Annotated in this window: 13 protein-coding genes; 1 reads left to right on the forward strand and 12 read right to left on the reverse strand. The window is 63.7% G+C overall.

The features are described 5' to 3' along the window. Window positions 1-42: 42 nt before the first annotated feature. The 12 genes from ACODSO_RS26455 to ACODSO_RS26510 form a co-directional block, all read right to left on the reverse strand. Window positions 43-2,307 (reverse strand): RelA/SpoT family protein, encoded by a 2,265-nt coding sequence (locus ACODSO_RS26455; RefSeq protein WP_489039639.1) that lies wholly within the window; start codon window positions 2,305-2,307, stop codon window positions 43-45. 193 nt (window positions 2,308-2,500) lie between these two features. Next, entirely contained in the window at window positions 2,501-3,088 is a 588-nt protein-coding gene (locus tag ACODSO_RS26460; protein WP_489039641.1) for an adenine phosphoribosyltransferase, read from the reverse strand. Beyond that, entirely contained in the window at window positions 3,055-4,767 is a 1,713-nt protein-coding gene (locus ACODSO_RS26465; RefSeq protein ID WP_068376042.1) for an ABC transporter substrate-binding protein, read from the reverse strand. Before ACODSO_RS26465 ends, ACODSO_RS26460 begins: the two co-directional genes overlap by 34 nt. Further along, on the reverse strand, window positions 4,767-5,960 hold the full coding sequence (gene secF, locus ACODSO_RS26470) for a protein translocase subunit SecF (RefSeq protein ID WP_068376040.1): 1,194 nt from the start codon (window positions 5,958-5,960) through the stop codon (window positions 4,767-4,769). Before secF ends, ACODSO_RS26465 begins: the two co-directional genes overlap by 1 nt. Before the next feature lies 1 nt (window position 5,961). After that, window positions 5,962-7,677, reverse strand: coding sequence for a protein translocase subunit SecD (gene secD, locus ACODSO_RS26475; RefSeq protein WP_489039642.1), 1,716 nt, complete (start codon window positions 7,675-7,677; stop codon window positions 5,962-5,964). Window positions 7,678-7,833: 156 nt separating this feature from the next. After that, the gene (yajC, locus tag ACODSO_RS26480; protein ID WP_068376038.1) at window positions 7,834-8,241 is read right to left on the reverse strand and encodes a preprotein translocase subunit YajC; all 408 of its coding nucleotides are present in this window, start codon (window positions 8,239-8,241) and stop codon (window positions 7,834-7,836) included. A 128-nt stretch (window positions 8,242-8,369) separates the two neighbouring features. Continuing rightward, entirely contained in the window at window positions 8,370-9,446 is a 1,077-nt protein-coding gene (gene ruvB, locus ACODSO_RS26485) for a Holliday junction branch migration DNA helicase RuvB (protein ID WP_068376035.1), read from the reverse strand. Further along, window positions 9,443-10,051, reverse strand: coding sequence for a Holliday junction branch migration protein RuvA (gene ruvA / locus ACODSO_RS26490; RefSeq protein WP_068376031.1), 609 nt, complete (start codon window positions 10,049-10,051; stop codon window positions 9,443-9,445). Before ruvA ends, ruvB begins: the two co-directional genes overlap by 4 nt. Beyond that, the gene (gene ruvC, locus ACODSO_RS26495) at window positions 10,048-10,677 is read right to left on the reverse strand and encodes a crossover junction endodeoxyribonuclease RuvC (RefSeq protein WP_489039643.1); all 630 of its coding nucleotides are present in this window, start codon (window positions 10,675-10,677) and stop codon (window positions 10,048-10,050) included. Before ruvC ends, ruvA begins: the two co-directional genes overlap by 4 nt. Window positions 10,678-10,769: 92 nt before the next feature. Beyond that, window positions 10,770-11,525 carry a YebC/PmpR family DNA-binding transcriptional regulator gene (locus ACODSO_RS26500; RefSeq protein ID WP_068376024.1) on the reverse strand — a complete coding sequence of 252 codons (756 nt, stop codon included), beginning with the start codon at window positions 11,523-11,525 and terminating at the stop codon, window positions 10,770-10,772. A gap of 100 nt (window positions 11,526-11,625) precedes the next feature. After that, window positions 11,626-12,228 (reverse strand): pyridoxal 5'-phosphate synthase glutaminase subunit PdxT, encoded by a 603-nt coding sequence (gene pdxT / locus ACODSO_RS26505; protein ID WP_489039644.1) that lies wholly within the window; start codon window positions 12,226-12,228, stop codon window positions 11,626-11,628. After that, window positions 12,225-13,076 carry an acyl-CoA thioesterase gene (locus ACODSO_RS26510; RefSeq protein ID WP_068376019.1) on the reverse strand — a complete coding sequence of 284 codons (852 nt, stop codon included), beginning with the start codon at window positions 13,074-13,076 and terminating at the stop codon, window positions 12,225-12,227. The genes pdxT and ACODSO_RS26510 overlap by 4 nt, the downstream gene beginning before the upstream one ends. A 63-nt stretch (window positions 13,077-13,139) precedes the next feature. Here ACODSO_RS26510 and ACODSO_RS26515 point away from each other — a divergent pair, with 63 nt between their 5' ends. After that, window positions 13,140-13,772, forward strand: a complete 633-nt coding sequence (locus ACODSO_RS26515; protein ID WP_489039645.1) for a nucleoside/nucleotide kinase family protein — start codon at window positions 13,140-13,142, stop codon at window positions 13,770-13,772. Window positions 13,773-13,775: the final 3 nt, after the last annotated feature.

A 13,775-nucleotide genomic window follows, 5' to 3' on the forward strand; every position in this document is an offset into this window, starting at 1 on the left:
CACGGGAGTGCACTCAACCGTGCCACTGGCGGCGGAGCCGCCCTATGCGGCTGATGTGAGTCGATATACGTCGTAGACGCCCTCGACGTTGCGGACGACGTTGAGAACGTGGCCCAGATGCTTGGGATCGCCCATCTCGAACGTGAACTTGCTGATCGCCACACGATCACCCGACGTCGCGACCGAGGCGGACAGAATATTGACCTTCTCGTCGGCCAACGCCTTGGTGACGTCCGACAACAACCGATGCCGATCCAGGGCCTCGATCTGAATAGCCACCAGGAACACCGACGATGACGACGGCGCCCACTCCACGTCGACGAACCGTTCCGACTGCTCGCCCAGCGACTTGGCGTTGGTGCAGTCCGTCCGGTGCACGCTGACCGATCCCCCGCGCGTCACGAAGCCGAGTATCTCGTCCCCTGGCACCGGCGTGCAGCACTTGGCGAGCTTCGCGACAACGCCCTCCATTCCCGAGACGAGGACGCCCGCATCTCCGACCTGGCGAGGACGCATCGGGATCGTCGACGGTGTCGACCGCTCCGCCAGTTCCTCTTCGACGTCTCCGACGCCACCGAGGTGGGCTACCAACCGCTGTACGACGTGCTGCGCCGACACATGACTCTCGCCTACCGCGGTGTACAACGCCGACACGTCGACGTAGCGCAGTTCGTGAGCAATGGTGGACATCGACTCGGCGTTCATCAGCCGCTGCAGTGGAAGCCCGCCGCGCCGCACCTCTTTCGCGATGGCATCCTTGCCTGCTTCGAGCGCTTCCTCACGCCGTTCTTTGGCGAACCACTGGCGGATCTTCGTCTTCGCCCGCGGAGAGGCGACGAATCCCTGCCAGTCACGGCTCGGACCCGCGGTGACCGCTTTGGAGGTGAAGACCTCGACGACTTCGCCGTTGTCCAGAGTCCGTTCCAGCGCAACGAGTCTGCCGTTGACCCGGGCACCGATACAACGGTGCCCGACCTCGGTGTGGACGGCATACGCGAAGTCGACGGGACATGAACCTGCAGGCAGCGTCACGACGTCGCCTTTGGGGGTGAAGACGAAGATTTCCTTCACTGCGAGGTCGTAGCGCAACGACTCGAGGAATTCACCTGGATCTGCGGCCTCACGCTGCCAGTCGAGCAGCTGACGCATCCACGCCATGTCGTCGACTTCGGCATTGTCACTACCGTGCTTGCCGCGGGTTTCCTTGTATCGCCAGTGCGCTGCGATGCCGAACTCCGCGGTTCGGTGCATGTCCCTCGTCCGAATCTGGACCTCGAGAGGTTTGCCCTCCGGCCCGACGACGGTGGTGTGCAACGACTGGTAGACCCCGTACCGGGGTTGGGCGATGTAGTCCTTGAACCGGCCCGCCATCGGCTGCCACAACGAGTGCACGACGCCGACCGCTGCATAGCAGTCGCGTATCTCGTCACAGAGAATCCGAACTCCGACGAGATCGTGAATGTCGTCGAAGTCGCGACCCTTGACGATCATCTTCTGGTAGATCGACCAGTAGTGCTTCGGCCTGCCCTCCACCACAGCACTGATCCGCGACGCCGACAGAGATGCGTTGATCTCCGCCCTGACCTTCTCCAGGTAGGTGTCGCGGGACGGCGCACGGTCCGCGACCAGGCGAACGATCTCGTCGTACTTCTTGGGATGCAGAATCGCGAACGCGAGGTCCTCGAGCTCCCACTTGACCGTCGCCATACCGAGGCGATGCGCGAGCGGAGCGATGACCTCGAGGGTTTCCTTCGCTTTCCGCGCCTGCTTTTCCGGTGGCAGGAACCGCATCGTGCGCATGTTGTGCAGACGATCGGCGACTTTGATGACCAGGACCCGCGGATCCCGGGCCATCGCGATGATCATCTTGCGGATGGTCTCGCCCTCGGCAGCTGTGCCGAGCACGACTTTGTCGAGTTTGGTCACGCCGTCGACCAGGTGCGCGACCTCTTCACCGAACTCCTCGGTGAGCTGAGTCAGCGAGTAGCCTGTGTCCTCGACGGTGTCGTGCAGAAGGGCGGCAACGAGCGTCGTGGTGTCCATGCCGAGCTCGGCGAGGATGTTGGCCACCGCAAGTGGGTGCGTGATGTACGGGTCGCCCGACTTCCGCATCTGGGTGGCATGCCGCTCGTCCGCGACGTCGTACGCGCGCTGCAGCAGAGCTAGATCCGCCTTGGGGTACAACTCGCGATGCAGGCTGACCAACGGTTCCAGCACCGGTTTGACCGCGGCATTGCGGCCTGCAGTGATTCGCCTGGCCAGACGGGCTCGAACGCGGCGTGACGCGGAGGTCGGAACCGCGGACATCGCGCTCCGGCTCTCTGATTGAGGGACCGGTTCCACTGTCGCTTCGGTCGTGACGACGGCCTCGGTATCCGACGAGGGTCGATCAGGCAAGGGTTGGTCGACGTAACGAGTCACAGTGATCGCCTCCTGCCGCGTTGGCTGCACTCGTGGCTCACGCGCCGCCGTCGAATGCAGTAGTGATCAACTTTAGTCCTCATACCTGCCGGAGGCAGACGAGCGGGTAGCCCACACACTTGTCCCGACCGCCGAGTGCCGATATCTCGAGAGCAACCGCAGCTCCGACTATTTCCGCCCCGCGAGAGCGGAGCAGTTCGACTGTGGCTGCGACAGTGCCGCCGGTGGCCAGTACGTCGTCGATGACCAACACTTTGCGCCCGGACACGTCGACGGCCTCCGGAATCTGCAGCTCGGCGGAGCCGTACTCGAGTTGATAGCTCTGCGAGATGACCGGGGGCGGCAACTTTCCGGCCTTGCGCACTGCCAGGACGCCGGTACCGAGAGTAAGCGCAACGCCCGCGCCCAACAGAAAGCCCCGCGCATCGATACCTGCTACGAGGTCGGCTCCCGATCCTGCGGTCGCCAACGCAGCGACGACCGAAGACAGTCCGTCCGAATCGGCGAACACCGGCGTCAGATCCGCGAACCGAACGCCGACGACGGGGAAATCGTCTGCCCACCGAACGAGCCGATCGATATTGCCGGTGGCGGCCGCGACGAGACCGGATTCGGGCGAAGAGAAGTGGGTGCTCACCGGTGAAGTATCCACCGATCCATATTCCATCCGGCACCCGAGACCGTCGGATTCACCACGACGTTGCTCATTCCATCGGCCGCGGCCATACTGCGAGGCTGGTTGAACAACGGCAACGACGGCATGTCGTTCCACAAGATCCGCTCGCCCTCGGTGGCAAGGGACAGCGCAGAGGCGTCGTCGGTCTCGACGGCGAGTCGGTCGACGATGGCATCGATCCGGCCGTTGACGTATCCCCCGACATTGCTGCCGACCCCGCTGCGCAGGCTGTAGCGAGCGGCTTCGTCCGACACCGCACCAGCGGGCCCCGATGCCGAGGCGGTCGAGCCGAGTACCGCGTCGACGGCACCTGCTCGCAGTGCACTGGGAGCGAACTCTGGCGAACTGGCATCCTCGACGACGACACCGGCGGGGGCACACGCGGCAGCGATGTCGGCGACGATCTCCGACCGTCTCGGGTCGGGGGCGAGATAGCCGATCCTGATGGTGATTCCGTCGAGGCCCGCGCCGTTCAACTCTGCAGCGGATGCACCGGTGTCGGGTGCGCGATACCGGCCGTCGGCTGTGCCTGCAACCGGTCCGTACAGCAGTGTGTTCGGTTGGACGAGTCGGGAATCGACAACGCCGGAGCCGATTCCGGCGGCCTCGTCGAAGCCGGGATGACCAGCTGCTTCGAACAGCTGCGTCCTCGGTACGCAGAGCGCGAGGGCTCGTCGTGCCGCTGAGGGAGCCAATGCGCCGCTGGTGGCGAGTGTCAGCTGCTCGACGCCGTGTGACGGATAGTCGGTGCGCTCGAATCCATCAGCCGGCATCGTTCCACCGGCGCCGTGGTCGACGACTTCGAGGTCACCGGCGTCCACCTGGGCCTGCACGTCGGTCCCTTTGGGCCACACGACGATCCGCTCGGTCTCGGGTGGTACACCCCACCACTTGTCGTTCGCTACGAGAACGAGTCCGCTGTCCTGGGTGTAGGAATCGACCTTGTAGGGCCCATTCGACGGCAGCAGCGACGTATCCACCTGCCCGGGTGTGAGCGTCCAGCCGACGTTCCAGAAGTCCGCGATACGACCGACCGCGGCAAGGTCTGACGTCTGAATCGGATCGACAACGTTGGGTACACCAGCGACCCGGGCGACTACGTGCGCGGGGAGCAGTTCGGTGGCACCGAACAAACTCCGCCATCCTTCGTAGCTACGACCCGCACGGAAGACGACCGTGGCTTCCTTGCTTCCTGATACGCAGTCGACTCGGTCGATATCCGAGTACCCAGCACTCGAGGCCGAATCGAACATCGGAAGATCGTTCTCGCCTGCAACGAATCTGCCACTGTTCGCTGCCCACGTGAGAACGAGATCGTCGCATGTCATCGGAACACCGTCGGAGTACGTGGCCTGCGGAGCGATGGTGTAGCTGACCGTCAGAACGTCTGCCGGAACGACTGCAACCCCGCCGATGTCGTTGTCGGACAGCGCTTCTCCTTCTGGACCCAGGTAGCTGAAGCCCGTCTGCACGCGCGGGAACGCTTGCCTGGCACCCGATGCCGCGCCGTCCACGGTCTGCGCGTTGTACGTGGTCAGGGTGTTGTCCACTGCGTATCCGATGGACGGAACCTGGTCGTCCGACGACGAGCACCCCACGAGGGCGCCGGCAGCGACGCCGGCAGCCACTGCAGCTGCCGTCGCTCGCGACCTCACGACTGAAACGTTCATCAACGCCTCTTCTTGGTGCGCTTCCCGGTCGGCCGCGAACCCACCCGCGGTGTGACGGGCGCGTCGGCTGCGACGCCGGAGCCTGCGGTGACCAGACCCGTCGACCCTGCTCTGTTGGCGGCTTCTGCGCGCTTGGCAAGAACCTTCTTGGTGTGCACGGAGACCGGTCCCCATTTTTCCTTGATGGTGACAAGGAGTGGGGTCGCGAAGAAGATCGACGAATATGCGCCGACGATCATGCCTACCAGCTGGACCAGCGCCAGGTCCTTCAACGTTCCGACACCGAGAAGCCAGACCGCGACGACCATGAGTGCGAGAACGGGAAGAACTCCGATGACAGTGGTGTTGATCGAGCGCATCAGAGTCTGGTTGACGGCGAGGTTCGCCTGCTCGGCAAAGGTCTTTCGATGCAGATGCAGAATTCCGCGAGTGTTCTCCTCGACTTTGTCGAAGACGATCACCGAGTCGTACAGCGAGAAGCCGAGAATAGTCAACAACCCGATGACCGTCGCAGGTGTGACCTCGAACCCGACAAGCGAATAGACACCGGCGGTCACTATGAGGTCGAAGAACAACGCAGCAAGCGCGGCGATCGCCATGTCACGTTCGTAGCGAATCGCGATGTAGATACTCACGATCACCAGGAACACCAGTAGCGCGATCAAAGCCTTCTGGGTGATCTGACCGCCCCAGGTCTCGCTGACGTCGGAGAAACTGATGGCGTTCGGCGAGGGTGTTCCGGTGCTGTCGACCGGTTGGAAGGTCTCGAACAGTGCGTTTCGGACCTGATCCACCTGATTGGCCTCGAGCGCTTCGGATCTCACCTGAACGGTCGCCGCAGCGCCCGAACCGACAGTCTGAACCGCCTCCGGACCGAAACCGAGGGTGTCTGTGAACACCGTCTCGACCTGCTCGGACGTGATGCTGCCGTCTGCCGGTACCTGAATCTTGGTACCGCCCTCGAAGTCGATACCGAGCGTGAATCCGCGAACAACCATGCTCAGGAGGCAGATCAGCACGATCACGCCGGTCAGCGTGTAGTAGAACCGCCTGCGACCCACGACCTCGAAGGCACCGGTTCCGGTGTACAGCCGCGAAAGCCAACTACGCGTCGGCTGTGCGCTTTGGTCGACCCCTGAGTCCTCGAGCAAGGTAGAACCGGTGCCGGTGGACTTCTGTGAAGAATCGGACATCTCAGGCCCCCGTCGTCGGTGCATCGGCTGCTGCTTTGCGTGCCATCGTGCGCGCGGCGGCGCGTTTGCGCTCCTGCGCGATCTGCGCGACGGCTCCCAGTCCGTTCACCCCGGGTTTCGACCAGAACTTCGATTTCGACGCGAGGTGGACGAGAGGCCAGGTCACCAGGAACACCACGACAACGTCGAGGACCGTGGTCAGACCGAGGGTGAACGCGAAGCCCTGCACCTGGCCGACGGCCAGAACGTAGAGCACGACGGCGGCGATGAAGCTGACGGCGTTTCCGGACAGGATCGTCTTACGCGCGCGCGTCCACCCGCGCGGAACTGCCGATCGGAAGCTTCTGCCTTCGCGGATCTCGTCTTTGATGCGTTCGAAGAACACGACGAAGGAGTCCGCGGTCATACCGATACCGATGATCAGACCGGCGATGCCTGCCAGGTCGAGCGTGAAGTTGATCCACCGCCCGAGCAGCACCAGGATGCCGTACACCATCGCGCCGGCCAGGATCAGCGACAGCGCGGTCAGGAAGCCGAGTGCGCGGTAATACGCTAGGCAGTACAGAAGTACGAGAGCCAGGCCGATTGCGCCGGCGAGCAGTCCCGCGTCGAGCGAGGCGAGGCCGAGGGTCGCGGACACCGTTTCGGCTTCCGAGGACGCGAACGACAACGGCAGCGAGCCGTACTTCAGCGTGTTCGCCAACTCGGACGCACCCTGGGCCGTGAACTGACCGGTGATGGACGTTGCGCTGCCCGCAGGCGTCGCACCCTGAATTTGCGGTGCACTGACGACCTTCGAGTCCAGCGTGAACGCAGCCTGGCTACCGATGTTCTCCGCGGTGAACTTCGCCCAGGTGTTGCTGCCCTCGGAATCGAAACTCAGGCTCACCTCGTGGCGGGATTGCTGCGTGTTGAATCCCGAGGTCGCGTCCGAAATCTGCTGGCCGTCGATGATGCTCGGGCCGAGCAGATAAACCGCGGTGCCGTCGGTAGAGCACGCCACCAGAGGGAGCGCCGGATCGTCGTTACCTTGCAGCGGGTCCGGAGCGTTGCAGTCGATGGTCGCAAGTGCGGCCTGCTGAACCTGCTGGTCCTCGCTCTGCCGCAGCGCCTTCGCTTCGGTAATCTCGTCGGCCGTCTGTTCGGCGTCGGTTCCCGGCTGCTCCGCAGCGGGCTCGTCTGCAGCGGGCTCGTCTGCCGCTGGTGCCGGCTCGATCGTGCTGGGGTCCTGGGCCGGGAACGGACGACCCTGCGGAACTGCGTCACCTGCCGGTGCGGGTGTCTCAGCTGCTGGAACTTCCGCTGCGGGGGCCTCACCAGCGGGGGCGCCCGCTGCGGGCTGGGTGGCCTGAATGACCGGCCGAATGAACAGGCGGGCGGTCTGACCGAGTGTGCGCGCCTGCGAGCTGTCGTCGCCGGGCACCGTGATGACGAGATTCTCACCGTCGATGAGCACCTCGGACCCCGCGACACCGAGACCATCGACGCGGGTGGTGATGATCTGCTGCGCCTGCGCCAGACTCTCCCGGCTCGGTGAACTGCCGTCCGGTGTACGCGCGGTCAGCGTGACGCGGGTGCCGCCCTCGAGATCGATGCCCAGCTTGGGCGTGGGCGACTTGTCTCCGGTGAAGAAGACCAATGCATACACAACGGCCATCAGGACGCCGAACACGGCGAGATAGCGGGATGGATGCACCGATCCGCTTGAAGTTGCCACGGTCTGTGATTCTCCTCTTGGCAATTGACGATGGTGACGGCGGTTGACGATCACGAAAGACTTCGGTGCGCCGATCAGGGAAAAACGGACACCCTGGTCCCCGCACGCGAAACCGCTGCCGGAACGTGTCCGACAGCGGTTGCGGTCATCTTTCGGTCACTCTTTGTCTAGGCGACGCGCGCTCTGCTCGACCGTCTCGTCGGCGACAGGCTCTGTAGTGCTCTTCTTCTCCAGCGACGGTCCGGCACCCTCGACACCCGACAGGTCGTCCGGTGCAACGAACTGGTCGGCGTCGGTCGACTCGTCGATGTCGGCGGGAAGGACCTCACGCACCACGGCGCGCGACCACGTGGTGATGATTCCGTCCGCGACCTCGAGGTCGATGGTGTCCTCTTCTACCAGCACTACGCGGGCATACAGTCCAGCGGTCGTCACGACCTCGTCGCCGACCTTCAAGGAGTCCTGCAACGCCTGAGTGTCGGCGAGGACCCTCTTCTGTTTGCGGACATTGAGAAACATCGGTACGAGCAGTGCCACGATCAGCAGCGGAAATAGCAGTTCCATCTTGTACGTCAGTCCTAAAATCGTCTCGGTTGGCGTGTCGTCTCGGCAATGAAGAAGTGCCGCGCGTTCGTCCTAGTGTGCCACTAGCTCACCGGTGATCTGTCCGGCTCCCGCTGTTTATCAGCAGATTATTCGAACAAGCCCTGCTGAGCCTCGTTGGTTCGCACAGAAATGCCACCGATCGCAAGGTCCGGCGGCGGAACGAGACCGAGGTGAGTCCACGCCGCCGCTGTGGCGACACGCCCGCGCGGCGTTCGTGCGACCATCCCCGCGCGCACGAGAAACGGTTCGCAGACTTCCTCCACGGTCGCCGGTTCTTCGCCGACCGCCACAGCGAGAGTCGACACTCCGACCGGTCCTCCACCGAAGCTTCTGATCAAGGCACTGAGAACGGCGCGGTCGAGGCGGTCGAGACCGAGTTGATCCACGTCGTAGACCACGAGGGCTTCCTGCGCGGTCTGCTTCGTGACCGTTCCGTCGCCGCGAACCTCGGCGTAGTCGCGGACTCTGCGAAGCAGACGGTTAGCGATCCGAGGGGTGCCACGCGACCGTCCGGCGATCTCGGCGCAGCCTTCCTTGTCGATGGGAACGCCGAGTATCCCGGCCGATCGCAGCAAGATCTTCTCCAGCTCCTCGGGCTCGTAGAAATCCATGTGCGCGACGAATCCGAAGCGATCACGCAATGGCCCGGTGAGGGCGCCGGATCTGGTGGTGGCTCCGACGAGGGTGAAGGGCGCGACCTCGAGCGGGATCGACGTCGCGCCCGGGCCCTTCCCAACGACCACGTCGACCCGAAAGTCCTCCATGGCCAGGTAGAGCATTTCCTCCGCCGGGCGTGCGATTCGATGGATCTCGTCGATGAAAAGCACATCACCCTCGACGAGATTGCTCAGCATCGCGGCGAGGTCACCGGCCCGTTCGAGGGCGGGTCCCGATGTGAGCCGTAGCGACGTATTGAGTTCCTGGGCAATGATCATGGCCATCGACGTCTTGCCTAGGCCAGGCGGACCGGACATCAGGATGTGATCGGGCGTGCTGCCCCGCAGCTTGGCTCCGGTCAGGACAAGCTGGAGTTGCTCTCGCACTCGGGGTTGCCCGATGAAGTCGGTCAACGACTTCGGCCGCAGACTCGTTTCGACGTCGCCGTCGTCCGAGATGATCTCGGCGCTCACCTGCGACTCCTCGAACTCTGCGGCGTCGCTCACTTGCTCTTACCCAGGGAAGCGAGAGCCGACCGCAACGCTGCCGAGGTGGTCGCGTCCGGTTGCGCGGCCAGAACCGCATCCGTGGCATCCTCGGCCTGCTTCAGCGGGAAGCCGAGACCGGTGAGCGCTTCGACGATCTGGTCGCGAACCGGGTTCCCACCGGTCGAACCCGATGGAAGCGATGTCGCGCCTGATCCGCCGACGATTGCGTCTACCTTGTCTCTGAGCTCGACGATCATGCGCTCGGCTCCGCGCTTACCGATGCCGGGCACTCGCGTCAGGGCGGTGATGTTGCTGTCCGCGAGGGCAGTGCGCAGCGAGTGTGGATCGAGCACTGCCAGCGTCGCCATCGCGATTCGCGGACCGACGCCGGACACCGTCAGCAGCAACGAGAACAGGTCCCTCGACTCGCTGTCCTCGAACCCGTACAGCGTCATCGAGTCCTCGCGCACGATCATCGTCGTCAGTAGCCTCGACTCCGACCCGCGGGCGAGTGTTCCGAGCGTCGCGGGTGTCGCATTGACCCGGTAACCCACTCCCGACGCCTCGAGAACCGCATGGTCGAGGGCGATCTCGAGGACTTCCCCGCGAATCGACGCAATCATCGGGCGCGCGCCTCTTTCTTGGCCTTGATCTTGGTGGCGCTGCCGAGCTTCTTCGCTGCAGCTGCCCTGGACTTGCGCTCCTCGGCCAGACGAGCCTCGTACTTCCGCTTCTGTTCCGCGGCCATCGCCTCGGCCTGAGCCATTCTGGCGATCATGGGAGCCCGCCAGCAATGGCAGATCCCCAGGGCCAGGGCGTCGGCCGCGTCCGCAGGAGTGGGCGCCGTCTGCAAACCCAGAATGCGCATCACCATCGCGGTGACCTGAGCCTTGTCGGCGCTACCATTTCCGGTGACAGCCGCCTTCACCTCACTTGGGGTGTGAAAGCACACGTCGATCCCCCGGCGGGCCGCCGCAAGGGCGATGACACCACCCGCTTGTGCGGTTCCCATCGCGGTTCGAACATTGTGCTGAGCGAAGACGCGTTCGATGGCAACTACATCCGGCCGGTGGGTATCCAGCCAGTACTCCGCTGCCTCCGCGATCCGCAACAACCGTTGCGCGAGGTCCATGTCGGCGGGCGTTCGAACCACGTCGACATCGAGAGCGATGACGCTGCGCCCTGCCCCGCCCTCGATCAAACTCAACCCACACCGGGTCAAGCCGGGGTCGACGCCCATGACGCGCACTGTTGCCACCTTCCGCTTACGAACTGTTGTTCGATAGCGTAGCGGAGGACTACCGCAGCGCGCGGCTGCGACACCCGCTCGACGGATCGGCGTCAGTCTTCTTCGAGCTCGGCCAGTACCTCATCGGACAGTTCGACATTGGAGTACACGTTCTGCACGTCGTCGCTGTCTTCGAGAGCGTCGATGAGCTTGAACACCTTGCGCGCACCGTCTGCGTCGACAGGGACGCTGACCGAGGCCTGGAAGCTCGCCTCGGCGGAGTCGTAATCGATGCCCGCCTCCTGCAGCGCCGAACGCACTGCGACGAGATCGGTGGGCTCGCTGACGATCTCGAAGGTGTCACCGTTGTCGGTGATCTCCTCGGCACCGGCGTCGAGCACTGCCATCAGGACGTCGTCCTCGCTCTGGCCGTTCTTCTCCAGAGTGACCAGTCCCTTGCGCGAGAACAGGTAGGACACCGATCCAGGATCGGCCATGTTGCCGCCGTTGCGGGTCATCGCAACGCGTACTTCACCGGCTGCCCGATTGCGGTTGTCCGTCAGACACTCGATGAGTACTGCCACGCCGTTGGGTCCGTAGCCCTCGTACATGATCGTCTGCCAGTCGGCGCCACCGGTTTCTTCACCGGCGCCTCGCTTGCGGGCCCGCTCGATGTTGTCGATGGGCACCGAGGTCTTCTTCGCCTTCTGAATGGCGTCGAACAACGTCGGATTGCCCGTCGGATCGCCACCACCGGTACGTGCCGCCACCTCGATGTTCTTGATGAGCTTGGCGAACGACTTGCCGCGTCTGGCGTCGATCACCGCCTTCTTGTGCTTGGTGGTGGCCCATTTGGAGTGGCCGCTCATGCGATGGAGCCCCTTTCGTACATACAACAAGTGTTCGTAGTTTACGCGTGCGTGGCGTTGGTCGACTCCAGATGGCTCGGCCGGTCTCGGAATCGAGGCGCTACGCCGCCCGAACCAGGTTCACGAACTGCTGATGAACACGTCGATCACCGGTCACCTCGGGATGGAAACTCGTGGCCATGACCACGCCCTGCCTGACGGCAACGACCTTGCCTGCCGCGGGGCCGTCGGGAACAACGGCGAGCACCTCGACATCGTCTCCGACTCGTTCCACCCATGGCGCACGAATGAACACTGCTCGCACAGCATCACCGTCGATGCCGACGAACTCGAGATCTGTTTCGAACGAGTCGACCTGACGACCGAAGGCGTTGCGACGGACGGTGATGTCGAGCCCATCGAGATGCTGCGCGTCCGGCCGGGTGTCGAGCACCTCGGTGGCGAGCAGAATCATGCCCGCGCACGAACCGTAGGCCGGTAGTCCGTCCTTCAACCGCGCGCGCAGCGGCTCGAGCAGATCGAATACCGATAGCAGATTGCTCATGGTGGTGGACTCCCCTCCGGGGATGACGATTCCGTCGACTGCGTCCAGTTCGGAGGGGCGTCGCACGGTGATGCCAGTCGCGCCACTCGTCGACAGCGCGTCCAGATGCTCGCGGACGTCACCCTGCAACGCAAGTACGCCGATGGTCGGGCCACTCATTTGGGCACGAACGGATCGGTGATCGTCTTCGACGTGTCGCGCTCGATGCGCATGAGTCCTTCTTGCACGACTGCGGCGACCATTCGACCCTGCCTGTCGAAGATCCGTCCCTGTGCAAGCGCTCGACCGAAATCGGCGGACGGCGACGTCTGGTCGTACAGCAACCACTCGTCTGCGCGGAAGGGCCGCAGGAACCACAGCGCATGATCGAGCGACGCCGTCTGCGTGACGACATCGCGATGGGGAACCTTTGCCGAACCGATCAGCGTCATGTCCGACATGTACGCGAGTGTGCACACGTGGAACACCTGGCTGTCCGGAAGAAGATCCCGGTACCGGAACCACACTCGTTGCTGCGCGGCGAGACTCGCGTGCTTCTCGGTCTGATCGTCCGGGATCCTGCGAATGTCCCACTCCTTCCACTCTTCGTAGAACGAATTGTCGAAGTTGGGAAGATCGCGTGGATCAGGCAGGGATTCGGGTTCCACGACGCGAGGCATCGTGTCCTGATGCGATATTCCATCATCGTCGACGTGGAACGACGCGGACATGGTGAAGATCGCCTTGCCGTCCTGGATGCCGGTCACTCGGCGAGTACAGAACGAACGTCCGTCGCGGATACGCTCGACCATGTAGACCGTCGGTTCGGTCGGATTGCCGGGCCGGATGAAATAGCCGTGCAGCGAATGAACACGATACTGCTCGTCGACGGTGTTGACGGCGGATGCCAAAGCTTGGCCGGCGACTTGGCCGCCGAACGTCCGTTGCAACAGACTCGGGAACGTCCGACCACGAAAGATGTCGTTCTCTATGCGCTCGAGTTCGAGAATGTCCTCGATACTGGCCATTGGTCACCTTTCTTGTCACTGCTGGTGAAGGCTAACAAGCCAGTCGACAGGCAAGATGGGCTGGTGCCCCACCACGATTCTGCGGCCGCTGCACCGATATTTCCCGACCTCCTCGTGGAGAGGATCTGCGATCGAATTCCACTCGGCCGTCGGACAATCGGTGTGGTCGACGGTGCGGACGCCGCCGAGCCCGTCGCCTTCGCTCACCGGATCCGCGAGCGAATTCGATCCTCCGGACGTTCTTGTGAGGTAATCGACCTTCACGACTATGTTCGTCCTGCGTCACTGCGATTCGAGTATTCCAAGAACGACGAACTGACCTACCGGACAGCGTGGTTCGACTTCGACGCCGTCGACCGCGAAGTGGTGGCGCCTCTGCGCGCCGGTGGCCGAGGCCGCTTTCTTCCCAGGCTCTGGGACGAAGCGACCGATCGCTCAGCGCGCGCCCGACTCGTCGATGCAGCACCGGACCAAGTACTCGTCATCGCGGGCCCGACGATCCTAGGCCGAATCGACGACGCCGCGGTGACCGTGCACCTGAAGCTGAGCGAGGGCGCGCTCCGCAGAAGAACACCGGTCGAGGCCAGTTGGACGATCCCGCCGATTCTCACCTATTACGCCGACACCGAGTTCGAACCCGACTTCACCGTTCGGTGGGACCACCCGGACAAACCTGCTCTGCTCACCCGCGGATGAGTC

Source organism: Rhodococcus sp. FG69 (genome assembly GCF_057808915.1).